The sequence below is a fragment of the Cytobacillus eiseniae genome, assembly GCF_017874625.1.
Lineage (GTDB): Bacteria > Bacillota > Bacilli > Bacillales > Cytobacillaceae > Cytobacillus > Cytobacillus eiseniae.
This window is the reverse complement of the sequence record NZ_JAGIKZ010000029.1, coordinates 12,812-38,782: the sequence shown is the minus strand read 5'-3', so window position 1 is coordinate 38,782 and position 25,971 is coordinate 12,812. Positions and strand designations below refer to the sequence as shown.

Here is a 25,971-nt window from a genome sequence, read left to right as displayed (position 1 = left end):
AAGGCAAAAGCTAAATGAAAAATATGTAAAATAATAGTTGCATCATGATAGAATGGAAGAGATAGGTAAAGGGGGACACCGATATGATCCCAGAAAAAATAGATTCGAATCGACTCACTGCAGATTTATCAATGAGTTTGGAATCGATTATTGATTGGTTTGATCAAAATAAAGAATCATTTTATATACTTGGTTCGTCTTATCTTAAAAATCAAGAGCAAATGGAAGAGCTGTTTTATCATGTGATTATAAAAATACAGAAAGAACTGCCACGATTAAAAAGAGAATCATCATTGGAAGTGTGGGTTGCTTCGCTTTTTATACATATATGCAGGGAGCTTTCAGCCAAGCGATCAGAGGAAAGTGAACGTCGTCTTGATGTGTTCAAAATACTTGATCAAATGAAAGAGAAGGAAAAAGAAGCGATTATCCTTACGTATGGAATCGGATTTTCACTAGAGGAAGGAGCCGAAATCCTCCAAGCTTCTGTTGAGGAAATGAAGAAATTTTTGTTCACTGGCATCCAGTCGCTTCGAGAACAATTGGGAGATGGAATACCGTTTGATGGCTGTAAGGAAAATCATTCACTTTACATAGACTATTTAGGAAGAACGCTCGATCGTTCGAAAAAGGTAGATTTTGAGATACATATTTATCATTGTCGCAGCTGTCAGGAGGATTTGGCTATCTTTCAAGAGGTGATGTTAAAACTACCTGAACTGTTTGAAGAAGTTCATATGCCAGCAGCCTTCATGGCGAAAGTGAAAGAGAGGTTGGTAGAAAAGGAAGAGCGCAGGCAGTTGAGGGGGAAGAAGCAAAAGAAAATCGGTCTTATTTTTGCTAGTGTTTTCGCACTGTTCATCTTTGCGGGATTTCTTACTGGCTGGTTCTCCAAGCTTTATTATTCATGGACAGAAGAAGATCCAGAGCTGCGCCAACTTCTTCAGCATGATTATGGTGAAAGGTTAGATCTAGTAGCGGAAAATAATGGGGTGAAAGTAACAATCAAGAGTGCCATTGCCGATGATGTGCAGACGCTTATTTTTTACGAAATTGAGGATATGAAGGAAGAGAATCAATATGTGATGAATTTCCAAGAAGGGGCTTGGGTTGAAAACGAAAGTGACATTATGGATAACACAACCTATCCAAAATACTATCTGCCTACCCAACATGATGATGCAAAGAATGTATACCATGGAAAAATGAGTCTTCTTCCACTTACAGAGGAAAATGCAACGATTGAACTGAATGTGACCAAACTTCAGAAGTTGGTCTACGATCCTTCAAGGCCAGATGGTTATCGGGTTTACGAGGGAAGTGAATATGAAAAAGGGGAGTGGAAGTTTGAGATCCCTGTAACAAAATATGCTTCTGTCGAATATGAAATAGACGAGGAGATAGAAATTGAAGGAATTCCGATCTATTTTAATAAATTTACGATTGCTCCAACGGCGACGCTTCTTCAGTATGCGATTCTCAATGAACAATTTGAGAAGCGGATTGATTATGTTAATTTTGACAGTATAGAGGTGAATGGGAAGAAACTAGAGATCGATCCATATAGCATGGGAAATGGATATCAAGCACAATTCCCTCCACTATTTGAAAAAAATCCAAAAGAAGTACTTGTTCGATTTGGCTCCATTCTTTTATCAGTTAATGAACATCAATCGATTGAACTTGATCATTCAAAAGGATATCCGCAATCATTTGAATACGCAGGCAGTACGATCTCCATTGATTCATTGGAAATTGGCAGACCAAGCAATATGGTGCTAAGTGATCATCAAACGAAAAATCGCCCATATGATTCCTTTCATGTACAAGTAATTGACGAGAATGAAAATGCAATGATTACATATGTAACAGGAGCCGAATATATGCTCGTTGATAAAAGCGGGAAGGAATACGATTTGAATCGTGGCAATATTCAATATGAGACGCTAGAGTGGCCCCGCTATTTGACAACAGTTCAAAATATTGAAATGCAAAATGAAAACTTCGAGGAAAAAGTGATCCCTAAAAGTTTGGAGATTTTCGGATATAACACGACAAAATATGTGGACGATGCAGTGGAGATTAAGTTGGATTAATATTTTTCATGAATTTATTTCCGGGGAATAGGTGAATGACAATGAAGTACAGGAGCTTGATTGACCTAGGGAGCTTGTAAGAGAAAAAAGTGCTTCAGCTAATTACGATGGCTGAGGCATTTTTTATAAGTAAAGCTTTAATTCTTGCGTATGCTAAGTAAAATGGAATTAAATCCTGCCAGAATGGAACTTCTTTACGGATTTTTCGAAACGTATTTACGACTAAATGAAGAGGAGGAAGCTCGAATGATAGAAGAAATAACCAAACTCCCAAAAGACGAAGAGAAACAAGTCCTTAAATTGCCGAATTCCTATTATGAAAGAGGTCTAGAAAAGGGAAATGAACAAGGGATCGAACAAGGGATGATAAAAGTTGAACGAATGATTTTTGAAATGGTGAAGAAAGGATTACCAGAAAATCTCATTGCCGATATAGCAACATACAAATAGAGGAAGTGAGAGAAATAAAAGAAAAAATAAACAGATTATCATAATCTCCTTTTTTGATGATCAATTCGGGCTAGTTAGGATGATAGGAAACAAAAAGTGATACTATTAACCTATATTTAAAAGAATTACAGGCATATAATAACATTTACTTTCCCGTTTGGGAGATGTCTGGAGAATAGGACCGGATAAGAAATTTGAAACTACAGTTTGAATCCTTAAAAATTGAGTGAAAGAACTTGATATAGACGAAGAAGAAGAAAAGGGTAGTGACGCGTCCTCCTTTTTTTTGCACGCTTGCATTTATTTTTGTTAAAAAATGATTTCTACTGTTGGGGAAATGCCATATACATAAAGTAAAAACTAACAGGAGAAGAAATCATTGGATAAACAAAATAGCCAATTTAGATGGGTTGTCTTTGCTACAGTCCTGTTTACTTATTTATTAATGGCCAGTCAACGAACAGCTCCAGGGTTGATTACAGACCAATTGATGCAGGATTTTCAAGTGACTGCAGCGACGATTGGTTTGCTGACAAGTATTCAATTTTTTGTGTACACGAGTTTGCAAATTCCGATGGGGATATTGGCAGATCGGTATGGGCCCAATTTTTTTCTGATTATTGGTGCGATGCTTACTGGGGTAGGAACCATTATTTATAGCCTCAGTACACAAGAATTTGTCCTGTTTTTTGCTAGAATCTTAACAGGGACTGGGGATGCAACTATTTGGGTGAATATGGTGCTCATCTTAAGCCAATGGTTTCGGGCAAAGGAATTTGTCCGTTTAATTGGGCTGGCGGGAATGACAGGAAGCTTGGGCTTTCTTTTAGCGACCGTTCCTTTTTCCGAATGGATTGATTTTCTTGGGTGGAGAGCTGCTTTTTTTTCAGCGGGGCTGCTGCTCTGTTTATGTAGTATCCTGCTTTATTTCACACTCATAAAAAAACCAAAACATCTGTTGCTTCATGAGTCCGAAGCTGAAAAAAATGACATTCATCGTGAAAAAACAGCTTCGATCCTACAAAAGATTTTTTCAAATCGGCAAGCGTGGGCCTTATTCTTTTGTCACTTTGGCGTTGTAGGAGCTTATGTGGGTTTTATTAGTTCGTGGTCTGTGCCTTATGGAATGGAAATGTATGGAATGAGCCGTTTAGACGCAAGCCAGCTCATTATGATTGGGTTGATCGGTGCACTAATTGGTGCGCCTTTAACAAGCTGGATTTCAAGCAAGCTAGAAACGATTAAACGGCCATATGCGGTTGTCCACCTAATCATTTTATTGAGCTGGTCTGTTTTTCTTATGTATAAAGGGCATCCGCCATTATACTTGCTTACGCTGCTTTTTTTTATTATTGGTTTTGGTTATGGAGCAAGTGCATTAACCTTTGCAATCGTTCGACAAACGTTTCCGATCAAAGAATCGGGCATCGTTTCCGGATTTGCCAATACTGGTGGCTTTCTAAGCGCCGTCTTGCTGCCAAGTATTTTCGGCAAAATATTGGATCATTTTCAACTTGTCTCTGGCAGTGTGAGTGATGGCTATTTCTATGGATTCATCGCTCCTGTTGTTTTTTCGATGATTGGCTTATTTGGCATTTTGTCTGTTAAGGAAAAAGGGGATGAGGCTGGACGAGAGAAACTTGGAAAATGAATTTTAACGCGCTTTTTTTGCCTTTTATAATGAAAACTAGCTGAAAATATAGAAATCTGAATGAATATTTGTATATTTTCAGCTTATTGCATTGGAAAATAAAAATATAAGATTCTTCCCATATCCCTTGTCCTTCTACCCCTTAGCCAAATCGCTTCGGTTAGCAGCTAAGGGCGGCTGCTCCATCCATTCATTCGCAATCATTAGATTGGCACCATCCTCCGAATACTTCATCACTTCAGCCATTAAGCGAGAATAATCGACATTCATATCGCTTCTTTGGCTTTCGGAAATGGACACGCCGTAATTCCCAATTCCAGCATAAATCATCAGACTAAAATGAAACATCATTAGCTTATCGGAAAAAGGCGATTCCTTGGATTCCGTCACATCTTGGTTATATGACATCGGCAATGGAAGCGAGCACATCTCTAAATAAGAACCAAATACTTTAATATGTTTGAGTGCAATTTCTTTTCCTCTTAAAAAGTAGTTCTGTACCTTATTTGATTCTGCTACTTGGCTAAAGGCAGTTGCTAAGGCAGTGCCTAAATAATTTGTTAGTATATTTGAGTGCAAATTCGTAATTTCTGAACCTGTGAATGCTTTTCTTCTCCCAAGTCCTTCTAATATAAAGGATTGTTTATGAACAAATTCAATCTTATTAGGATATGGAATGGTAGGAGGACGCATCGCTAATCCTTTTTCTAGTAGCAGTTGAGTTGCTTTCGTATTTAGATCACTTGTTTCTTTTATACAAGTGTTAAAGAAGTCTAGAATATCTTGACGATATGTGCTCTGTAATACTCTCCCATATGCGGTTAATCCAGCTTTGGCTGTTTGCTTTAAATACTTTAAATAAAAGACGTCGGTAAATAGGCGCTTTGCCTCTAAGTTCACATCTTGATCGGTAAAACCTTGTGGAATTTGAATCTTTTCTTTTGAGAAAGTTTCACTAATAAAGCGAATATGTTCTTCTGATAATTGCATAGCTAATATGACTAAAGATTTAATCTCCTCATCTTCCATATGTTTAAGAAAATATTTAAACACACAAATTGCCATACTATCCGAAAGGTATGTAGTCCACATATAAGATAATTCGGCAGAGGTTAACAATACATGGTCGTGATTGGTTTCCATCGAACATTCCTCCTGTATTTAATCCGTCTGGCATAATATCTCACAAAATAAAAGAAATTATTAAGTAGCAACTATTTAACTTTAATCTATTACAAAAAAGAGACAAATCTTCAACAACCGAAATCATTAAAGAATGTAATGCAAGATGACCTTCAAATTATAAGGGGATTTGAAGGTCTATTTTGTTGATATAAAGGGATTGTGACTAATATTTCAAGGGGGATTTTTAGTACAATTTGTATATTGTACGGCACAATTGCTTGTGTACAGCAATATACATTTTGGGGGAGAAATGGATACACAGTTGATTTCGCTAAGTGTGAAAACTAAACGGAAAAATTCCGGCTATATTGGGAAATACCTCTATTTCCTTATAAATAAGCGGAATTTTTCCACTTATTTGATCTAAATCGATGGATTTTGTCTTAATTTGAGCAGTTAACCGGAATATCTCCGCTTATTTCTTCTTTTTAAGCCTTTTTTCTATAATTAACCGGAAATTCTCCGCTTATGAAGGCAATACTTACACAAAAGTGGATACAGGGAAGAGGAGATGATTTACTAAATTTGCACACCCGTCTAACATCTACATAATCATTCGTGCCAGTCCTTAATCGGACTGGCACTTTCAAAAAGCGAGGATCTATTTTTCCTAATTTTCTTCAAGCGGAGAAGCGCTAGTCATGACGGTTAATTTTTCTTCAATTGAAGTTCGTGGTCGTGCTTGTGGGATTAAATCTGGGTAGCCCATTTGCATTATGCCAACAATCTTCTCACCTGGCTTCACACCGATTTGGGTATGAAAAGTGGGGGAATACATTGCTTGGTCCGTGCTCCAAAGCATCCCGATTCCACGCTCCCAAGCGGCTAATTGAAAGTTTTGAATGCAGGCACTAACCGCTGCAAAATCCTCTTCAAAAATCATCGGTCGTGGGTCTACTTGCATGACTACAACAACGAACGCTGGAATGGAAAGTAAGTGCTCAACTCGTTCAGGTTTCATCGGTCGAGGGAACTTTCCTTTTTCCTTTTCTTTTCTTAAACCGTCTACTAGAAGTTGCTTGCCTTCATCTAAGAATGCGATAAAACGCCAAGGCTCGCGCAATTTATGATTCGGCGCCCAAATGGCAATATCTAATAACTCTTTAATCATTTCTAAAGAAATCGGTTCTGTTTTAAACTTTTTAATCGTTCGGCGGGAACGGATACCCGCTTCAACCGTTAAATGGGCTTCATTATTCATCTATTCCACATCCTGTTCATTCTTCTGTCCTTTTTCTGCTTTATAACGCAGCTTTGCATATTCCTCGAACTCGTATAGCTCAAACAATTGGACAAATTCACCGATGATTGCCTGCGTTGCCTTTAATTCACCGGCAATGATTGGATTCGCTGATTGCAGTTCGGGTGTATTTAATTGCTTTTTCAATACTTCTTGTTTCGTTTCTAAGTGCTCTAGAAACATGATTGCACGCTTACGTCGGAACGTTTTTGCCCCTTCTGATTTTCCACCATTTACATGCTCTTCGCGGCGTCCATTATGTCTGCCTTCATGATGTTTATGGTGGCCTCGATGTCCTTCGTGTCTCATTAGACATTCTCCTTTTTTGTATACAATTGTATACTTTAATTTTATAGTTCTAGTGTATACATTTGTATACGTGAAGTCAACTGAAATAAAAAAGCGACTACATTATTAATGTAATCGCTCCTTCTAATTAACTTTTCATATCAACTCACTGTTCACGATTCACAAATCGCCCATATTCTGGAATCGCGATACGATCAAAATCCTTTACCAATCTTTCTAATCCATCTGCAAGCTCAGCACCAGACACTGGTTGCCCATGGCCAGTCACTGCAACGGAAGGTTTTAATGCTTCAAGCTTTTTGACGGATTGTCTTACTGCATCCCAATCGGTCGTTAAATATCTTGGTGGACCGCTAAATTCGAGATCCTGTGTGAGCACCTTATAAAGCGATTCTTGTTTCACGGTGACAAAGGCATCGCCTACAATAAGTGCGCGGTCTTCCTCCCTGAACAAGGATATATGCCCAGGCGCATGCCCAGGTGTATGAATCCATCTCCAACCAGGCATAGGGGGAATACTGCCGTCAGAAGGGAGCGCTTCTACATGAGTTCCTAGATCAACAGGTTCATTCGGGAACATAGGGGACATTTTTGCGACAAGTCCGCCTTCAACCGTCCCATCTGGTTCAGGGTAACTTTGTTTTCCTGTTAAAAAAGGGAGTTCGGCCTCATGGGCATAGACTTTAATTCCCCATTTTTTCACTAAATCGACAACAGCACCGACATGATCAAAGTGACCATGTGTCAGTATAATTGCTTTTGGTGGATTGTCTTCGCCAAAACGCTCTTCAACTACCTCGGCAATACGGTTCGCTGATTCAGGCATGCCTGTGTCGACTAGCACCCATTCCTGTGATTTTTCTGGGTCCCCAACACAGCATATATTGACAATTTGATTCGTATAACAGAAAAGATCGGGCAGTACCTCTATGCCCATCCCACTTGTAGCAGCATACATTGGGAGAAACTTATTCTCCATCGAATCCTTCATCCCGTCTTGCAAATGTCCATCCATCATGATCCACCACATTTCGTTATTGTTGTTCGAACATCTTTATTATTCGGGTTAACTGCTAAAAATATGTTTCTTTTGAAAGGCTAGTATTCATTCGATTGTATGTTTTAGTTCGTATTCATAGATAAAGCGTTCTAGTTTATCACGAAACGCATACGTTTATAAATAGAGTTGAAATATCTTACATCAAGGTGGGGGATCAGGTGGATAAAGATAAGTCAAATTCAGAAAATAGAAAACCTGTTGATGGGAATAGCAAAAATGAACAGCTAGACCAGTATCGTGTGAAAAATACTGGAGAGCCAATGACAACAAATCAAGGGCGAAAAATATCAAATGATTCGGAGATTTTAACAGCTGGTGAACGAGGTCCTGGATTACTTGGGGATGTTCATTATTTTGAGAAAATGACACATTTTGTCCATGAAGAAATTCCCGAAAGAAAGGTTCACGCAAGAGGCAGTGGGGCACATGGGGAGTTTGAATGCTATCAGTCAATGAAGCAGTTTACAAAAGCCGGATTCTTGCAGGAACCAGGAAAAAAGACGCCTGTATTTGTTCGGTTTTCGACGGTCCAAGGAAGTAGAGGATCTAAAGATACAGCAAGAGATTTACGCTGTTTGGGCGTTAAGTTTTATACAGAAGAAGGAAATTATGATCTTACATCGATTGCGATGCCGGTACTAATTAATCAAGACCCAATGAAGTTTCCGGATGTAATTCATGCGTACCAACCTGAGCCACGAACGGACATTCCACAAGCGGCTGGGGCGCACGACAACTTTTGGGATTATGTGGCCAATAATATAGATGCCCTTCATATGACGCTTTGGGTCATGTCTGATCGAGGAATTTTAAGAAGCTATCGAATGATGGAATCATGGGCAATTAATACGTACTTATTTGTCAATGACCAGGAGGTTCCAACCTTTGTACGATTTGTTTGGAAGCCGGTTCTTGGTGTCCATTCCTTGCTAATGGATGAGTCGCAGAAAATTGGCGGAATCGATCCGGATTTCCACCGGCGGGATTTGATGGAGGCCATTGACCGGGGCGCTTACCCTGAATATGAATTAGGTGTTCAGCTAATTGCGAAGGAGGATGAATTCAAATACGACTTTGATGTGCTTGATCCGACAAAATTTTGGCCGGAAGAACTCATCCCCGTTCAGCTGATCGGCAAGATGACATTAAATCGAAATGTGGATAATTTCTTTTCTGAAGTAGAGCAAGTAGCATATAACCCAGGAAATGTCGTTCCAGGCATTGATTTTTCCAATGATCCTGTCCTGCAGGGAAGGTTAATTGCTTATCAAACGGCACAATATCATCGACTTGGAACGAATTTCCAGGATATTCCAATCAACCAGCCAGTCTGTCCGTTTCATAATAATCAGCGAAAGGGCTTTATGAGATACCGAATCGATGTGGACCAGGTAAACTATCATCAAAATTCGCTTGCTGATAATACACCATATACGACACCACCGGAAGAAGGCGGGTATGAACATTACCCAACAAAAGTGGAAGGACATGTTACTCGAAATCGAAGTGAATCATTCAAGGATTACTTTACACAGCCGCGCATCTTTTGGAATAGCTTGACACCTATTGAAAAGCAGCACACGATTGACGCGTTAACTTACCAGGTCGGCAGTGTAAAAAGCAAATCTGTTCGTCAGCAGGTCGCTAACTTGCTTGTTAAGGTTGATCAGGAGATGGCCTATACTGTGGCTGATAATATTGGGGTGGATCGCCCAAGTGGTACGCATGTCCCTGTATCTACAAGTTACCCTTCTCTAAGTCAAGCAAATACACCACGCTATGCATATAGTCAAAAAGTAGGGGTGCTCATTGGCGATGGGTTTAACGGCCAAGAGGTAACAAATGTGCTGAATTACTTACAGCAATATGGTGTTTTTATTACGATTGTAAGTGAAACGCTTGGGACTGTTACAGGGGCGGATGGCACCCAGATTAATGTGGATAAAAACGTTCTCACGACTAGCCCTTATTTACTGGACTCACTTTATGTTGTTGGCGGACGGACAAAAAATCAAGAAAAGTTCAATCAAGACTTGATGTACTACGTACGTGTAGCCTATCAACATTATAAACCAATCGGCATTGCTTCGACGGGACAGCCATATATTTTAAATTCAGAAAGAAATAATTTAGATGGAGTCGTTTTTGCAGCAAATAACCCAAATTTCGAACAGGAATTTGTCACAGCGATCGCTGAGCAACGATTTTGGAATCGAACGTAGTTATTTTTATGTTATGGAAAATGATTATTTAAAGCACAACGAGCCTGGGTTCACTCGTTGTGCTTTTTTGGTATATAGATTAAGACCCATCCCCATTCACCGCAACCCCCATAGCCCTTTGTTCACTATGTGATTAATCATTTCAGCCATTTCTTTTGGTGATCGGTCCATCCCATTGTACAACCACATTTTCATCATTTGAATGCCGCCACTTATAATGTAGGAGCTTATGTATTCGGAAAGATTTTTATCGATTGGGTTTACGGCCATCCATTTTTCGATGATGTAATGATGAGCGATCGCATGGACTTTCCCTTGTAAAGAGGAATCGCTATTTTTGTTGAGCAATGTTTGATATTCATCTTGTTTCGTAGCTAAGTATTCAAGCAATTTTTCGGTCATCTGGAGTGCTTCTTTTTCTTTCTCGAAATTGCATGAACTTAAGTACATATTCATATCCTCAATCAGTTCGTCTTCCATTTGCGTAAGCAGGTCATAATGATCTTTATAATGTGCATAGAAAGTGGAGCGATTAATATCAGCTAATTCACAAAGCTCTTTTACTGTGATTGCTGATATTTGCTTTTCTTTTAACAAGGTCATGAGGCTTTCCTTTAGAACCATGCGTGTGTATTTCTTTCTTCGATCTAGTTTTAGAGAAGCGATGAGAATTCACTCCTTAGAAATTTGATTTTTTCCAACAAAGTGAGCAAATCTGTTGGAGAATGTACGTATCTAGTAGAACTGTTTGTTGTAAAAGCAACACCGTGTTTTATATAATAATAGGGTAGATTTTTGGTTTCTGCAAGAAAGGGTGAATGACTATAGATATTGCAGCAAGAATCATAAAACATAAAAAGCCCATTGTGATTGCTTTTATCATTATTGCGATGATTAGTGCTGTTGCGCAGTTTGGCGTATCTGTCAATTATAATATGGTAGATTACTTGCCAGAAGATGCGCAGTCGACAAAAGCAATGGAGATGATGGAGCAAGAATTCGAAGGGGCGGTTCCGAATACGAAAGTCATGATAAATGACGTTACGATTCAGGAAGCGCTTGTGTTCAAAGAGAAACTAGCTTCGATCGATGGAGTATCAGATGTAACCTGGCTGGATGATGCCATCGATATAAAAACACCGATCGAAATGACGGATACAGAAATGCTTGAATCCTATTATAAGGATAACCAAGCCTTATTTTCCTTCAGTATTCGTGCAGGGGATGAAGTCGAAATAACCGATGCGATTTATGAGCTCATTGGTGAGGAAAATGCAATGGCAGGAGAGGCGCTAAACACGGCCACTCAGCAAAAAATGGCCTTTACTGAAACGATGTTTGCAGCCGCCTTATTAATCCCAATTATCGTTCTTATCTTAGTGTTATCAACGAATTCTTGGATTGAGCCGGTCTTCTTTTTAGCAGCGATTGGTGTGTCCGTATTGATTAACCTCGGAACGAATCTATTTATCGGGGAAGTATCGTTCGTCACACAATCCGTGGCACCGATCTTGCAACTGGCCGTTTCCCTAGATTATGCGATCTTTCTTTTACATAGTTTCTCAGACTATCGGGAGAAAGTAGCCGATCCTAAGGAAGCAATGAGGCTAGCGATGAAACGCTCATTCCCAGCCATTGCAGCCAGTGCATCAACGACCTTCTTTGGTTTTATCGCCCTTTCATTTATGAAGTTTGAAATTGGTTCAGATTTAGGACTGAATCTAGTAAAAGGGATTGTTTTAAGCTTCATAAGTGTGATGGTCTTTTTACCAGCTCTCACCCTTATGTTCTATAAATGGATTGATAAAACTCAGCATAAGGCATTGCTGCCAAGCTTCAAAAATCTTGGCAATCGAGTAGTAAAACTAAAGTTTCCGAGTTTGATTTTAGTATTGCTCCTCATCGTTCCTGCCTTTTTAGCACAAGGGCAAACGAATTTTATCTATGGGATTGGTGAACAGCCGGAATCTACTCGTGCTGGCAGTGACGTGATCAAGATTGAAGAAGCATTTGGAAAGAGTACTTCGATGGTCCTGCTCGTTCCTAAGGATGATATAGCGAAACAAGAAGATTTAGTGCAAGACTTAGAGAATATGGCGCATGTGACAAGTGTGATTTCTTATGTCAACACAGTCGGTGCTGCGATTCCTCCCGAATATTTGGATGAAGCAATCACGGACCAATTTTTTTCTACTGATTATAGCCGGATCATTCTTCAAACGAATACAGAAACAGAGGGAGACGTAGCTTTTGGCTTAATTGAAGACATTCAACAACTAGCAGCAGGGTATTATGGAGAAGATGTCTATTCACTAGGAGAAAGCGTGACATTGTATGATATGAAAGATGTTGTGCAAAAAGATAATACAGTCGTTAATCTGTTGACTGTTATTACAATTGCGATTGTCTTGCTAGTGACATTTAAATCGATTTCATACCCAGTCATTCTATTGCTTACGATTCAGTCATCTGTATGGATTAATTTGTCGGTTCCGTATTTTACGAATTCCGCCTTAGTATTTGTAGGGTACTTAATTGTCAGCACGGTCCAGCTTGCCGCAACCGTTGATTATGCGATTTTACTAACGGAAGCCTATAAAGAGAATCGGAAAGAAATGACTGCTTTGAAGGCAATTAAGAAAACGATCGATGAGAAAATATTCTCGATTGCCATTTCAGCTTCGATTTTGTCGAGTGTCGGATTTATTTTATGGATCACGTCATCCAATCCAATTGTATCATCGATCGGATTATTGCTTGGACGTGGCGCGTTCCTTGCCTTTATTATGGTCGTGTTCCTCCTGCCGGCAATTCTTTTGGTCTTTGATAAAGCAATCGAAAAAACTACATGGAAAGCAAATTTTTATAAGGAGAAATGATGATGAGGAGAATGAGAACGATCCTATTTGCCTTACTAGCTGGAATTCTTGTATTGCCGTCATTTCTTACAACGACATCGGCAAATGACAGCAAACAGAAGGAAGCTACATCCGAAAAAGAGGGAGAAATCGCCTCAAAGGATGAAGTCGTTTATGCAACACTCAGCGCCACTGGAGAAAGACAAGAAATTTATGTGGTCAACACGTTAGAAGTGAAAAGAGAGGGAAAAGTGGTTGACTATGGCTCGTATTCTAGCCTAAAAAACTTAACCGATTTAGCAAATCTGGAACAAATGGATCAACGAGTACACTTCACAGCATCTGAGGGGAAATTTTATTATCAGGGAAATATGAATGAGGAACCATTGCCATGGGAGATTGCGATTTCCTATTTCCTTGATGGAAAGAAAATCACTCCTGAAGAATTAGCTGGAAAAGACGGACATGTGGAAATTCAAATAAACACGTCCGCAAATGAAAAGGTCAATCCCGTATTCTATGAAAATTATTTGCTGCAAATCTCTCTGCCACTTGATTCTAGTATTTTTACAGCGATCAAGGCGCCTAGCGGAATGATTGCGAATGCGGGGAAAAATAAGCAAGTGACATTTACCGTCATGCCTGAAAAAGCGGAAGAACTAGTAGTAGAAGCAGATGTAGTAGATTTTGAATTAGCAGGCATTGATATCACAGGTGTTCCTTCATCGATATCGATTGATCTTCCTGATGTGGATGAGATGACAGGTGAAATGAAAACCTTGGCTGATGCGATTGCTGATGTCAACAAGGGTGTGGCAGAACTAAATAACGGAGTGTCTCAATTAAATAGCGGTGTCGGGGACTTACGAGCTGGTTCCGTACAATATAAAAATGGCATCACAGATCTTGATCAAGCTTCCAGTGCACTAGTAAATGGCTCGAAAGACATTGAAAAGGCACTCGAAACAATGAGTCATTCTCTTGGAAACGCGGAGGGAATAGATGTCAGTGGGATCGGTCAATTAGCGGAAGGACTGACTACCATTGCGAATGGTTTAGGAGAAACAACCGAAGGGCTCGCTACGCTAAAGCAGAATTATAAACATGCGTACAGAGCACTAGATCAAGCGATGACTGCCATACCTTCATATGATATGACCGATGAACAATTGGAAGCTTTGAAAAAAAGCAATGCCAATCAAGAAGTAGTCGGAAAATTAATAGAAACCTATATAGCTGCCCGAACAGCAAAAGCGACCTATACGGAGGTGAAGCAAGGCTTTGATGCAGTCGATGCCACTTTACAAAATGTGATCGGTGCACTCACTGAAATGAGAAACCACCTCGCAACGATGGCGAAAGGACTTGCTTCATCTGAAGAGGATATGGACGGATTTGCCCAATTGCAGCAAGGCATTTCAGCTTTGTCAGCCAGCTACAAAGCATTTCATTCTGGCATTGTCGACTATACGGATGGAGTCAGCCAATTATCGAGCTCGTATGAAGGCTTACATGATGGAATCGTCGAATTGTCTGGAGGAACCGAGGATTTAGAAAAAGGTGTATCGGAGCTTCATGATGGGACAAATAAATTGCATGAATCAACAAGTGATTTACCTAATCAAATGACAACTGAAATCGATCAAATGATTTCAACCTATGATAAATCAGATTTTGATGCTGTATCCTTCGTTTCAGCTGAAAATGAAAAAGTCAATTCCGTCCAGTTTGTACTGAAAACGGAAAGCATTAAATCAGAAGAATCGGAAAAACCTTCTGAACCTGTTGAAGAAAAGAAAGGCTTTTGGGCTCGGCTGATTGATTTATTTAAATAAGAGGGATGATAAAAAGGTGCGCGCCCATAGGGGTGGCACCTTTTTTGTACGTTTGTTTTTGGCTGAAAATGCGGAAGTGGTTGGTAAACGAAGCGAAGTGGCTGGTAAACAAATCAAAGTGGCTGGTAAACAAAACAAAGTGGCCGATAAACAAATCAAAGGGACCGATAATACATAGAAAGTGGCTGATAAAATCAAGAATAATAAAAGAGATATTCAAGAAAGATCAATTTTGGCCTGATAAATAGTACTAATTTTCAAATAATTATTGCAATTAGTTAATTAAGTTGTTTATAATCTATTTATTAACAACTGGTACGTACGTCGTGATGAGTGATAGAAGAAAAGGAGGGACATTCAATGGTTGATGTAAATAATCCAATTCCGTTGCATCTTCAACTGAAGGATGTAATTGCGAGGGAGATCAAAAATGAGGTGTATAAGGAAAAGATTCCGAGTGAACGGGATTTGATGGATCGGTTTTCGATTAGCAGAACGACGGTTCGTGAAGCGATTTCGCATCTTGTTCAAGAAGGGATTTTGGAGAAGGTGCATGGAAAGGGGACATTTATTTCGCAAAAGCCGCCTGTCCATGAATGGCTTGATTCATTACATAGCCTAACAGACACAGTGACGAAAATGGGAATGAAGCCAGGATCAAAGCTGCTAGCTAAAGGAATGGTTACAGAGCCAAGTTATATTGCTGATCTTTTGCAGGTGGATCTTTTTTATTCCATTGAAAGGCTACGAACAGCTGACTCGATCCCAATTGCGATCGAGAGACATTTTTACAATGAGGAGCTTGGCCAAAAGCTAGCCAATTATGATTTAGAAACAACGACTATTTATGACACACTGGAAAACAGTCTAGGCATTGAAATGGAGGAGGCAGAACAATTCATTTCATGCAAGGAAGTATCTGAACAAGATGCACATCATCTTGATATTCCCGTAGGGTCCAGTGTGCTATGTGTGGAAAGATTGATTACGGATGCAAATGGGACCCCGATTGAATACTATATGAGCAATTTTCGTCCAGATATGTATGTCTTTCGCATTCAAACGAAACGGAAAAAATAGCGTTCGATCTGTTATGAAAATAACTGCAATAGGGAGGACAAATAGGTGAGCAGTTCATTATTTTTACCGAAGATGATAAAGATTGGAGAAGGTGCCCTTTTGGAAGTAGGCGAAGTCGCCCAACATTTTCAAGCGACACATGTATTTATTGTGATCGGTTCCCTATTGAAAAATGGGCCAATCCGCGATCAGCTTGATGAGTGCATTCGAAAACAAGGATTAAAGGCCACCTATTTTTCTAACTTTAGCGGCGAGCCTACAACTGAACATTTGCAAGATGCGCTTCTCTCGATTGATGAATGCAAAGCGGATTGTATTGTGGCGATCGGTGGGGGAAGTGTGATTGATTTAGCGAAAGCTGTTTCTATGTTTGCTTTTCATCAGCATGTAAGTTTGGATGATATAACACAGCTTAAAAAGATTACTAGACTTCCATTGATTGCTGTCCCTACAACTGCTGGGACAGGGTCCGAAGCGACGAAAATAACGGTCATTACGGATGTGGAAAGCAAGGTGAAGAAGAATCCAGGGCATCCGGATCTCGTTCCTGATGCAGCGATTCTTGATGCACGACTAACGGTTAGCTTGCCAAAGCATCTGACAGCTTATACAGGTCTTGATGCACTTGCCCATGCAATGGAAGCCTATGTTTCTAGACTTGCTACCCCATTAAGTGATTTCTATGCATTGCATGCGATGAGTTTAATCGGAGAGTCGCTTGAATCTGCTTATCATAATGGAGAAGACTTGAAGGCGAGGGAGAAGATGCTGCTAGCCAGTTGTTATGCAGGGATCGCATTTTCTAACGCTTCTACGAATTTGGCACATGCGACCGCTAGACCTCTTGGGGCAAGATTTGATATCCCACATGGGTTAAGTGTTGCTTTAACACTGCCATTTGTTATTGAGTTTGGTTTAGAATCTGGCAAGGAGCGCTATGCAAATGCAGCTAAGGCTTTAGGGATAAATAAGGAAGGTACTGATGAGCAATTGGCCAAGGCGCTTTTACAAATGGTAAAAGAGTATAATGCGATCTTTCATATTTGGGCGGACGGGTACAAATATTTCGAAGGAGAGAATATTGAAGCAGTTTTACCGACTTTAATCAAAGATGCATTGTCAGGCAATGGCATTGCCACTAATCAGAAAATCCCTAAGGCGCATGATATCGAAGGAATCTATCGAGAGATGTTTCTTGAAATACAAAAGCATAATTAATTTATTTTTGTAATTTTACAAATATATTGACTTTATTAACAATTTCTATATAATGATAACTAAATTGGTAGGTACCAGTTGGTTTTACGGCAATCTTTTATATTTTTTTCCTATGGTAGGAACGATCCACACCAAGAAATCACATCCTATTCATCTTCAACAATCTGCGAATTCTATGTCCTTGCCCATCATGTTGAAACACCTCAGTTATAAATGAATCTACGAAAATGCAATAATAGCAAACTAAATGAAAGCGGTTGCGGATAGTTAGCAATCAGTCGCTTCATGTTAAAAAAAACAAAACCTTAACGGTAGCAGGAGGAATCAGATGGGAGAAATGTCAGGTGGCGAAGTAGTTGCCAAAATGCTCAGTCTTGAAAAGGTAGATACATTATTTGGAATTATTGATGGCACATATTTTGGTTTTTACTCGAGTTTACAGAAATATGGAATTGAACTCATAAGCCCGCGCCATGAAACAAGTGCAGCACATATGGCAGGCAGCTATGCCCGTGTGACCGGGAAGCTTGGGGTTTGCATGGCAAGTAATGGACCAGGGGTTGCCAATATTTTACCGGGACTAGTCGTTGAAGAAGGAGAAGGGAATCGAGTGCTTGTTATTACAAGTGCTAGAAGAACAGGTATTATGTATCCAGACCGTGGCGGTACATATCAGTGCTTCGATCAGGTTGGGGTTATTTCTAAAATGGCTAAATGGAGTGAAGCAGTACCTTCATTTGAACGAATTCCTGAAATGCTGCGGACTGCACTTAGAAAATGCTATGAAGGCAGACCAGGAGTTGTTCATCTCGATATTCCAGAAAACATTTTAAACACGAAGGTGAAGTGTGATCTACGCTTCTGGGAGCCGAATGAGTATCGCGTAACCGAATGGCCAGGTGCATCTGAGCAGCAATTAGATCGTGCTGTGGATCTTCTCGTGCATGCGGAATTTCCTCTTATTCAGGCAGGAAGCGGTGTCGTCCATTCGCAAGCCTATGAAGAATTAGAAATGGTTGCTAACCTTTTGCAATCAATGGTGACAACAAGCTGGGCAGCACGGGGGGCAATGAGTGAAAAGAACCCATTAATGATACCGATGGTTCACATCCAAACGAATAATAAGGCAAGAAATGAAGCAGATGTCGTTCTTGTTCTCGGTTCAAGGCTAGGGGAAACTGACTGGTGGGGGAAGGCTCCTTATTGGAATGCTGCGCAAAAAATGATTCAAGTGGACCTTGATCCGAGTATTTTAGGTGCCAATAAACCGGCTGAAGTGGTGATCCAAGCTGACGTGAAGAAGTTTTTATCCCAGCTTTATGAGAAATTATTGAAGCGTAAACATGAGATTTCAATCGAAAATCGGAAAGCGAAGATCGATCGAATCCTAGTTGATAAGGAGAAGAACCGCGCCAAGCTTGATGAGCACTTAAAGGATTTCGCGATCCCAATGAATCCTGCACATGTCCCTTCTATATGCCAGGAAGTCTTTCCACAGGATTCTATCAAAGTGTTAGATGGCGGGAATACCGTTATTTGGTCCAATTTTTATTATCAAGTAGATCAGCCAGGTTCGGTCATTTCTACTTATAAATTTGGGATGCTTGGTGCGGGAATTGGTCAGGCGCTCGGGGCGGCAGCTGCTAATCGAAACCGTCCAGTATGCTGTATTATCGGTGATGGAGCAATGGGCTTCCACCCACAGGAAATTGAAACAGCGGTAAGAAACAATCTACAAATTATCTTTGTTGTCATGGTTGATAAGCAATGGGGCATGGTGAAAATGAACCAGCAATTTGCATTGAAGCCGATTAAAACGGTATTGAAAAAATCATTGAGTGCTGAGGAAACGATTAATGCGGATTTAGGGGATATCCAATTTGATAAGTTAGCAGAAAGTATGGGCGCATACGGTGAATATGTGAATGATCCAAAGGAATTAAAGGCAGCATTGCAGCGTGCATTACAGACAGGGAAATGTGCAGTGCTCCATGTAGATGTCGATCCTGTTAAACATATGTGGGCGCCAGGGCTAAAATACTTCAAAGATATGCATGCAGAGCCGAAGGGGAAATAATGGGGATCGATCAAATTCAACTCAACTTTAATCCGTCTACATTAACGATTATGAATATCGCCATTGCATTAATTATGTTTGGAGTTGCTCTTGATTTACGATTAGCTGATTTCAAGCGAACCCTTTCCAGTCCAAAGCCTTTTCTCGTCGGCCTTACAGGTCAATTTCTGTTGTTTCCAGCCTTTACTTTTCTTTTAGTATTGGCGATTCAACCAAGACCAAGTATTGCGTTAGGTTTATTTCTAGTTGCTGCTTGTCCAGGGGGGAATCTTTCGAACTTTTTAACCTATTTAGCAAAAGGAAATACACCGTTATCGATTACGATGTCTGCCGTGTCAACAGTAATTGCAATTATTATGACACCTATTAATTTTATGTTCTGGGGTTCACTTTACCCTGCAACCGATTCGCTATTACGTTCGTTTACGATTAATCCGATCGATATGTTTGTTTCTATTTTCATGATGCTAGGTTTGCCGCTTGTGATTGGCATGTTCATTAAATCCAAATTTCCTGCTATTGCAAAGAAGATGAACACGTTTATGAAGTATTTTTCGATTATCTTTTTTGTGATTTTTGTTGGTGCAACCCTTGCCGCGAACTTTACGTATTTTATTGAGTTTGTCGGGATGGTTGTTATCATTGTGTTCCTGCAAAACCTTGTGGCGATTCTTTCTGGCTATTTTTCAGCACGTGCCTTTAAGCTGCCAGAAAGGGATCGCCGTGCGATTGCTATTGAAGTAGGCATTCAAAATTCTGGCTTAGGGCTTATCCTTATTTTTAACTTTTTTGATGGCTTAGGTGGAATGGCAATTGTTGCTGCATGGTGGGGTGTCTGGCATTTAATCTCTGGCTTAACTCTTGCCACTTTCTGGTCACGAAAAGAACCAAAAACGCCTTCTATAGAAGGGGGCTTACATGTATGAATATACTGATTACAGGTGCTGCCGGCTATCTTGGCAGCAACCTGCTTGAACGGTTAGTCGAGTTAAACAGGGATAGAGAAGAGAAATTAATGATTATCGCAGCTGATATTAGGGAGCCAGCTGTAAAGGATGCTTGTGTGCAATTTGTTCATTTGGATGTTCGTTCCCCAGATATGAGCGATGTAATGAAGCAGTATTCAATTGAAACAGTCGTACATTTAGCGTCCATTGTGACTCCAGGAAAAAAGAGCAATCGGGAATTTGAGTATTCGGTTGATGTGATCGGCAGTGAAAATGTATTGAGGGCTTGTGTTGAACACAGGGTAAAAAGGTTTGTTGTTACATCGAGCGGTGCGGCATACGGCTATTATTCGGACAACGCAGAATGGATTAAGGAGGATCATCCGATTCGCGGAAATGAGGAGTTTGCTTATTCTTACCATAAGCGACTCGTAGAAGAGCTTTTGGCAACTTATCGGAAAGAGTATCCTGAATTAGAACAGGTCATCTTTCGAGTCGGAACGATTCTCGGTGATTCTACGAAAAATCAAATTACTGCTTTGTTTGAAAAAAAACGAGTACTAGGCATTTCCGATTCAAAAAGTCCGTTTGTTTTTATATGGGATCAGGACGTTGTTGAATGCTTGATACAAGGCATTTTTGGCAGCAAAGTCGGCATTTTCAATGTGGCTGGTGATGGGGCGTTAACGATTGATGAGATTGCAGAAATACTAGGGAAGCGTGTGCTGCGAATTCCTGCTGGACTTGTTGCCGGGATGCTTTTTATCTTAAAAAGATTATCGCTCACACAATACGGTGAGGAACAGGTCAACTTTCTCAGATATCGCCCAGTTCTTGATAATCATCAATTGAAAACCGTATTCGGATACACACCAAGGCTAACTTCAAAAGAAGTGTTTCAGTACTTTTTAGAAAAAAGAAAGGAAGCGGATGCTGTTCCGTTAGCCAAAAAAGGTCAGTGATTACTGGCCTTTTTGCTATGTATGGTGGAATTATAGGGAAAAGTACATATATAATAGGAGAATTAGAAGTTGTTAATAGATTTGGATTTGCGAAGGAGTCAATCATGTCAATTATCGATAAATTACATTTAATGAAGTACAAAAATATCGCTATTATTAATCAACCGAGTGATTATGAGGTGTTTGTCGAACAAAAAACAGCATTAACTGGGGAACATGATGCGATATTCATTTTTATCGAAACGCTCGATGAGATGGTCCAGCATACAAACCGAATAATTAGTGAGCAGCACTTACTGGAAAAAGGATATTTATTTTTTGCTTATCCGAAAAAGGGGAATAAACGATATTCTACATTTGTCCATCGGGATGATATTTTTCCAGCATTGCATGTGGGCGAAGATGGGTATGTAGGGGAAAGTGATTTGAAATTTTCCCGAATGGTCAGCATGGATGATGTTTTTACAGTTGTTGGTTTGAAGCGAGAGCAGAAGAAACAGTAAAAATCATCAGCTGCAAGTCAATGTGTTGCTGATTATGAAAACAATATTGCCGATGTCGAAAAGCTTTTAGCTGCTTATCCGGGTGAACTCGCATTTTTTCAGCAGCTAACAGCTGGGTATCAGAGAGACTGGGCCCGCTATATTTTTTCCGCAAAACAACAAAAAACCCGAGAAAAACGTCATGAGCAAATGATTGATATTTTATCACAAGGCTATAAAACCGTTGATTTATATCGGCAGAAAAAGAAATAGGTAATTATGTGCAATTAATAGGACACACGTTCCGCTATTTGCGATAATCATTGGATTTTCATACGTTTATCGGACACACGTTCCGTTATTTATCTAAAAAATGTTCTTTTTACATATTTATTAGCAAATAACGGACTCAGTGTCCGGAAACTCTCCAAAATAGCCTAATTTATGATAATAACGGATTCAATGTCCACAAAAAAATGAAATGCATGGGTTTGCAATCCATGCATTTTGTTTGCCATTTCTATTGTTTTAAATCCGCAGGAAAACTTCTAATTTAATATATATCTTCTTTTTATAAAAGCCCAGTCATCGTTAAATGGGAAAGCTTTGTAGTTTATTGTTATAAATCAGATAATCAAACATAACTTATATAGTTAATAAAACTCGATATAGTAAAGGGTTCAAACGGCTGGAAGGAGGAGTGACGTGTTCAATCTTTTTCTTGTAGAGCTCACGTGGAATATGCCATTGCTATTGTGTGTAATTGGTATGGCCGTTTTATATGGATTATCCCTCAATCGTTTGCCAGATATAAAACTGTATCATAAACAGCCACGATTCTTTTTCCTAAGTTTAGGCTTGTTATATGTAACGATCGGCAGTCCATTAACAACAATCAGTCACCTCTCATTTAGCTTGCACATGATGCAAATGAGTATATTATATTTTATTATCCCGCCACTTCTTTTAGTAGGGATTCCTAATCAATTGTTTCAAAGGATACGGAAAACAGCAATAGCTGGCAGGATAGGCAAATGGATTTTGACTCCTAAGATTGCCTTAATCATTTTTGCAGTGATGTTTTTGATGTACCATTTACCGGTTGTTTTACATGTTTTTACGCAAAACCCATTCGTTCACAATGGCTATATTTATCTCCTGTTCCTATTATCTTTCAGCATGTGGTGGCCAATTGTTTCACCCGACCCGAAACAACGACTAGGTGATGGACAAAAGAAACAATATGTATTCCTAAGTGGCGTCCTATTAATGCCCGCTTGCTTATTATTCGTTATCAGTGCCTTATTAGATGGAGCAAATAATCCCTTCCTCACACAAATAACAGCCCTTCTTTGCATGCCTTCTCAATCGATATCCATTCATATTCTTCCAACTCCATTCAATACAAAATATGATCAAGCAATGGCAGGATTTCTTATGTTAGGCATTCATAAAATGTCTTTAATGGCTACTGCGCGACTTGGAGCTGACCGATCGGACACTCAAATAGAGAAAGGCGATTCGTAAATCTAGCTATCAACTCTTGGAAAGCTCGTTCTAAAAAGTATTTATTTTTAATAGACTATAGTAATTTGGCAAAATAGAAAGTGGTGAAAAGTAGAATGAAAGAAACAAACCATTTAGAGATTAGTGGGATGCATTGTGCCGCTTGTGCAACTAGAATAGAAAAGGCAATCTCTAAAATAGATGGGGTAGAGGAAGTGCATGTAAATTTAGCAACTGAAAAGGGACGCGTCACATTTAGCAATCATACGATAACGATCAATGAGATTATCAAGAAGATTCAAGTGATTGGATTTGACGCAAAAATAGATAGAAAGAATAACCATCAGTCAGAAATAGAGAAGCTAAGAGAAGTGACCGTTCTTAAATGGCAGTTTTTTATTTCAGCCTTGCTCACTTTCCCTTTGGCGTGGGCCATGTTTTCCCATTTTAATTGGGCTTCCTTTATTACAGTTCCCGCACTTTTTATTCATCCATTATTCCAATTTGTTCTTACGATTCCGATTCAATTTATCATTGGATTTCAATTTTATGAAAGGGCATGGAAATCGTTGAAAAGTGGAAGTGCGAATATGGATGTTTTAGTCGTTTTAAGTACATCGGCCGCTTTTTTTTACAGCCATTATTTAACCTTTACCAATTTAAATGCCTCAGAACATCCGCATTCCATTGTCTTGTTCTATGAAACAAGTGCTTTTATTATCACGTTTATTTTGCTAGGAAAATTACTAGAAGCAAGAACGAAAATGAGAACAACAGAGGCGATCAAGAAACTATACCAATTACAAACGAAGACAGCGACAGTGTATTTGAACGGAAAAGAGTCCCAATCGCCTGTTGAGCAAATCTCACCGGGGAATGTGATTATTGTGAAATCGGGTGAAAAGGTGCCAATCGATGGACAAGTGATTGAAGGGCACTCCATGATTGATGAGTCATTGTTAACTGGGGAAAGTGTAGCAATTGAAAAAGGGATCGGCCATCATGTGTATGCAGGGACAATCAATCAGAACGGAACATTAAAAATAAAAGTAACGAAAAGAAACTCGGAGACTACTTTATCACAAATTATTCGGATCGTTGAAGAAGCCCAATCATCAAAGGCGCCGATTCAGCATATTGCCGATAAAGTGACAGGCATCTTCGTTCCTATTATTATTTTAATCTCTATTATTACATTTGTTTTGTGGTATGGCATGATCCAGCCGGGACAGTTAAGTGAAGCTTTGGAAAAAGTGATCGCTGTCTTAATTATCGCGTGTCCATGTGCCCTTGGATTGGCTACCCCTACTTCTGTCATGGTAGGAAGTGGACGAGCTGCTCAAACGGGGATTCTTTTTAAAGAGGGAAAATTTCTTGAAGTTTTAGGTAAAAGCAATGTCGTTGTTTTAGATAAAACTGGAACGATTACTAAAGGAGAGCCCCATGTAACGGACATGTATGTTGAATCATTTAGTGAAAATGACTTTTTTGAATTGATTGGTGCGGTTGAAGCGGCTTCAGGACACCCTGTTGCAAAAGCGATAGTGACTGAGGCAAAAAAGAGGGTATTTTATTTTCCAGATGCAACTGAAGTACTAACCATTCCAGGCTATGGAATCAAGGCAATTGTAAAAGGGAAAGAAGTAATCATTTCTAATCCAAGCTACTTTATCCATAATCAACTATTCATTCCATCAAAAGCAGATAGAGAGATTGAAAGACTTGAACAAGAAGGAAAAACAGTGATGGTAGTTGCAATTCATAACCGATTTGCCGGAATAATTGCGGTTGCGGATGAAGTAAAGCAATCATCTAAAGCAGCAATTTCTCGACTAAAGCAGATGGGAATGGACGTTATCATGCTAACAGGTGATCACGAGAAAATCGCCCTGTCGGTTGCCAAAAAAACGGGAATTAGAAAGGTTCAAGCAACTATCACCCCACAAAAAAAGGCAGAAATCATCCAATCTCTTCAGGCCGAAGGAAAACAAGTTGTTATGGTCGGGGATGGAATTAATGATGCACCTGCCTTAACTGTCGCAGATGTTGGAATTGCGATGGGGACTGGATCTGACATTGCGATTGAATCTGGTGATATTACGGTCATCAAAGGTGATTTGAACAAGGTTGTGGATGCAATGAAAATAAGTAACGCAACGATGATTAATATTAGGCAAAACTTTGTATGGGCCTTTCTATATAATATTATCAGCATCCCATTTGCCATGTTCGGCCTTTTAGCGCCTTGGCTGGCGGGTGCAGTCATGGCGTTTAGTTCTGTTTCAGTCGTTCTCAATGCGCTTAGATTGCAGAAGACTCGAATATGAGATTGATGAATGAATTTTAGTGGTGCCGGAATCAAATCCTACTAATGCTACACAAAACTTCGGCACCCGCTATAATATCTATGATGATCAGGCGTAATTTAGCAATTCTATATGTAGGAAAATGTCCCGTAGAATGAAGCTATGGGACATTTGTTAATTTTCCATAGCGGAAAATGTCTCATAGAGCGAGTCAATGGGACATTTTGCAATTTTCCAGAGCAGCAAATGGCCCATAGAGCGAGTTAATGGGACACTTTGAAATTTCCAGAGTAGCAAATGTCCCATAGAGCGAGTTAATGGGACATCTGCCAATCTTCCAGAGCAGCAAATGTCCCATAGAGCGGGTGAATGGGACATTTAGCAATTTTCTAGAGCAGCAAATGTCTCATAGAGCGAGTCAATGGGACAATTGCCAAACTTCAAAAGCAGTAAATGTCCCATAGAGCGGGTGAATGGGACATTTAGC

General features: G+C 39.6%; 19 protein-coding genes and 1 pseudogene. 15 read left to right on the top strand and 5 right to left on the bottom strand.

What is annotated here, in order from left to right; all coding sequences use genetic code 11:
- Positions 1 to 83: 83 nt before the first annotated feature.
- From J2Z40_RS17180 to J2Z40_RS17170, 3 genes are all read left to right on the top strand, one after another.
- A complete protein-coding gene (locus J2Z40_RS17180; protein ID WP_066391920.1) occupies positions 84 to 2,096 on the top strand; it encodes a DUF4179 domain-containing protein in 2,013 nt (670 codons plus the stop codon).
- 246 nt (positions 2,097 to 2,342) lie between these two features.
- A complete protein-coding gene (locus tag J2Z40_RS17175; RefSeq protein WP_066391922.1) occupies positions 2,343 to 2,546 on the top strand; it encodes a hypothetical protein in 204 nt (67 codons plus the stop codon).
- Positions 2,547 to 2,925: 379 nt separating this feature from the next.
- Positions 2,926 to 4,197, top strand: a complete 1,272-nt coding sequence (locus tag J2Z40_RS17170) for an MFS transporter (RefSeq protein WP_066391925.1) — start codon at positions 2,926 to 2,928, stop codon at positions 4,195 to 4,197.
- 135 nt (positions 4,198 to 4,332) lie between these two features.
- On the opposite strand, the gene J2Z40_RS17165 is transcribed toward J2Z40_RS17170, so the two are convergent.
- The 4 genes from J2Z40_RS17165 to J2Z40_RS17150 all read right to left on the bottom strand — a co-directional run bounded on the left by J2Z40_RS17165 (position 4,333) and on the right by J2Z40_RS17150 (position 7,922).
- Complete coding sequence (locus J2Z40_RS17165; protein ID WP_066391933.1) at positions 4,333 to 5,340, bottom strand: DUF3231 family protein; 1,008 nt, start codon at positions 5,338 to 5,340, stop codon at positions 4,333 to 4,335.
- Positions 5,341 to 5,992: 652 nt separating this feature from the next.
- Entirely contained in the window at positions 5,993 to 6,583 is a 591-nt protein-coding gene (locus J2Z40_RS17160; RefSeq protein WP_066391935.1) for a nitroreductase family protein, read from the bottom strand.
- Positions 6,584 to 6,931 (bottom strand): hypothetical protein, encoded by a 348-nt coding sequence (locus J2Z40_RS17155; protein ID WP_066391937.1) that lies wholly within the window; start codon positions 6,929 to 6,931, stop codon positions 6,584 to 6,586.
- A 145-nt stretch (positions 6,932 to 7,076) separates the two neighbouring features.
- Positions 7,077 to 7,922: an MBL fold metallo-hydrolase gene (locus J2Z40_RS17150; RefSeq protein ID WP_066399099.1), complete on the bottom strand. Its 846-nt coding sequence runs from the start codon at positions 7,920 to 7,922 to the stop codon at positions 7,077 to 7,079.
- A gap of 227 nt (positions 7,923 to 8,149) precedes the next feature.
- On the opposite strand from J2Z40_RS17150, the gene J2Z40_RS17145 reads away from it, so the two are divergent.
- Positions 8,150 to 10,213 carry a catalase gene (locus J2Z40_RS17145; protein WP_066391939.1) on the top strand — a complete coding sequence of 688 codons (2,064 nt, stop codon included), beginning with the start codon at positions 8,150 to 8,152 and terminating at the stop codon, positions 10,211 to 10,213.
- A gap of 96 nt (positions 10,214 to 10,309) precedes the next feature.
- Here the strand turns inward: J2Z40_RS17145 and J2Z40_RS17140 are convergent, their stop codons facing one another.
- Positions 10,310 to 10,816: a TetR/AcrR family transcriptional regulator gene (locus J2Z40_RS17140; protein ID WP_245350148.1), complete on the bottom strand. Its 507-nt coding sequence runs from the start codon at positions 10,814 to 10,816 to the stop codon at positions 10,310 to 10,312.
- Positions 10,817 to 11,031: 215 nt separating this feature from the next.
- Between J2Z40_RS17140 and J2Z40_RS17135 the strand changes: the two genes are divergently transcribed.
- From J2Z40_RS17135 to J2Z40_RS17085, 11 genes and pseudogenes are all read left to right on the top strand, one after another.
- Positions 11,032 to 13,092, top strand: a complete 2,061-nt coding sequence (locus J2Z40_RS17135) for an efflux RND transporter permease subunit (RefSeq protein WP_066391945.1) — start codon at positions 11,032 to 11,034, stop codon at positions 13,090 to 13,092.
- Positions 13,093 to 13,094: 2 nt separating this feature from the next.
- Entirely contained in the window at positions 13,095 to 14,906 is a 1,812-nt protein-coding gene (locus tag J2Z40_RS17130) for a hypothetical protein (protein WP_083953838.1), read from the top strand.
- 16 nt (positions 14,907 to 14,922) lie between these two features.
- Positions 14,923 to 15,084 carry a hypothetical protein gene (locus tag J2Z40_RS17125; protein WP_157087795.1) on the top strand — a complete coding sequence of 54 codons (162 nt, stop codon included), beginning with the start codon at positions 14,923 to 14,925 and terminating at the stop codon, positions 15,082 to 15,084.
- 182 nt (positions 15,085 to 15,266) lie between these two features.
- Complete coding sequence (locus tag J2Z40_RS17120) at positions 15,267 to 15,986, top strand: GntR family transcriptional regulator (protein WP_066391951.1); 720 nt, start codon at positions 15,267 to 15,269, stop codon at positions 15,984 to 15,986.
- 45 nt (positions 15,987 to 16,031) lie between these two features.
- Positions 16,032 to 17,204, top strand: a complete 1,173-nt coding sequence (locus J2Z40_RS17115; protein ID WP_342590348.1) for an iron-containing alcohol dehydrogenase family protein — start codon at positions 16,032 to 16,034, stop codon at positions 17,202 to 17,204.
- 328 nt (positions 17,205 to 17,532) lie between these two features.
- Complete coding sequence (locus J2Z40_RS17110; protein ID WP_066391953.1) at positions 17,533 to 19,281, top strand: thiamine pyrophosphate-binding protein; 1,749 nt, start codon at positions 17,533 to 17,535, stop codon at positions 19,279 to 19,281.
- Positions 19,281 to 20,207 carry a bile acid:sodium symporter family protein gene (locus J2Z40_RS17105; RefSeq protein ID WP_066391959.1) on the top strand — a complete coding sequence of 309 codons (927 nt, stop codon included), beginning with the start codon at positions 19,281 to 19,283 and terminating at the stop codon, positions 20,205 to 20,207. Before J2Z40_RS17110 ends, J2Z40_RS17105 begins: the two co-directional genes overlap by 1 nt.
- Positions 20,204 to 21,190, top strand: coding sequence for an SDR family oxidoreductase (locus tag J2Z40_RS17100; protein WP_066391961.1), 987 nt, complete (start codon positions 20,204 to 20,206; stop codon positions 21,188 to 21,190). The genes J2Z40_RS17105 and J2Z40_RS17100 overlap by 4 nt, the downstream gene beginning before the upstream one ends.
- Positions 21,191 to 21,294: 104 nt before the next feature.
- Positions 21,295 to 21,945: pseudogene (locus J2Z40_RS17095) on the top strand (YdeI/OmpD-associated family protein).
- Between the two features lie 432 nt (positions 21,946 to 22,377).
- Positions 22,378 to 23,199, top strand: a complete 822-nt coding sequence (locus J2Z40_RS17090; protein WP_066391963.1) for a cytochrome c oxidase assembly protein — start codon at positions 22,378 to 22,380, stop codon at positions 23,197 to 23,199.
- Between the two features lie 95 nt (positions 23,200 to 23,294).
- Positions 23,295 to 25,505 (top strand): heavy metal translocating P-type ATPase, encoded by a 2,211-nt coding sequence (locus tag J2Z40_RS17085; RefSeq protein WP_066391964.1) that lies wholly within the window; start codon positions 23,295 to 23,297, stop codon positions 25,503 to 25,505.
- Positions 25,506 to 25,971: the final 466 nt, after the last annotated feature.

Bases quoted from the DNA above. Each gene is read 5' to 3' on its own strand.
- J2Z40_RS17165 (WP_066391933.1), bottom strand. From the start codon at position 5,340: ATGGAAACCAATCACGACCATGTATTGTTAACCTCTGCCGAATTATCT.
- J2Z40_RS17175 (WP_066391922.1), top strand. From the start codon at position 2,343: ATGATAGAAGAAATAACCAAACTCCCAAAAGACGAAGAGAAACAAGTC.
- J2Z40_RS17085 (WP_066391964.1), top strand. From the start codon at position 23,295: ATGAAAGAAACAAACCATTTAGAGATTAGTGGGATGCATTGTGCCGCT.
- J2Z40_RS17105 (WP_066391959.1), top strand. From the start codon at position 19,281: ATGGGGATCGATCAAATTCAACTCAACTTTAATCCGTCTACATTAACG.
- J2Z40_RS17180 (WP_066391920.1), top strand. From the start codon at position 84: ATGATCCCAGAAAAAATAGATTCGAATCGACTCACTGCAGATTTATCA.
- J2Z40_RS17120 (WP_066391951.1), top strand. From the start codon at position 15,267: ATGGTTGATGTAAATAATCCAATTCCGTTGCATCTTCAACTGAAGGAT.
- J2Z40_RS17155 (WP_066391937.1), bottom strand. From the start codon at position 6,931: ATGAGACACGAAGGACATCGAGGCCACCATAAACATCATGAAGGCAGA.
- J2Z40_RS17140 (WP_245350148.1), bottom strand. From the start codon at position 10,816: ATGACCTTGTTAAAAGAAAAGCAAATATCAGCAATCACAGTAAAAGAG.
- J2Z40_RS17160 (WP_066391935.1), bottom strand. From the start codon at position 6,583: ATGAATAATGAAGCCCATTTAACGGTTGAAGCGGGTATCCGTTCCCGC.
- J2Z40_RS17130 (WP_083953838.1), top strand. From the start codon at position 13,095: ATGAGGAGAATGAGAACGATCCTATTTGCCTTACTAGCTGGAATTCTT.
- J2Z40_RS17110 (WP_066391953.1), top strand. From the start codon at position 17,533: ATGGGAGAAATGTCAGGTGGCGAAGTAGTTGCCAAAATGCTCAGTCTT.
- J2Z40_RS17135 (WP_066391945.1), top strand. From the start codon at position 11,032: ATGACTATAGATATTGCAGCAAGAATCATAAAACATAAAAAGCCCATT.
- J2Z40_RS17100 (WP_066391961.1), top strand. From the start codon at position 20,204: ATGAATATACTGATTACAGGTGCTGCCGGCTATCTTGGCAGCAACCTG.
- J2Z40_RS17150 (WP_066399099.1), bottom strand. From the start codon at position 7,922: ATGAAGGATTCGATGGAGAATAAGTTTCTCCCAATGTATGCTGCTACA.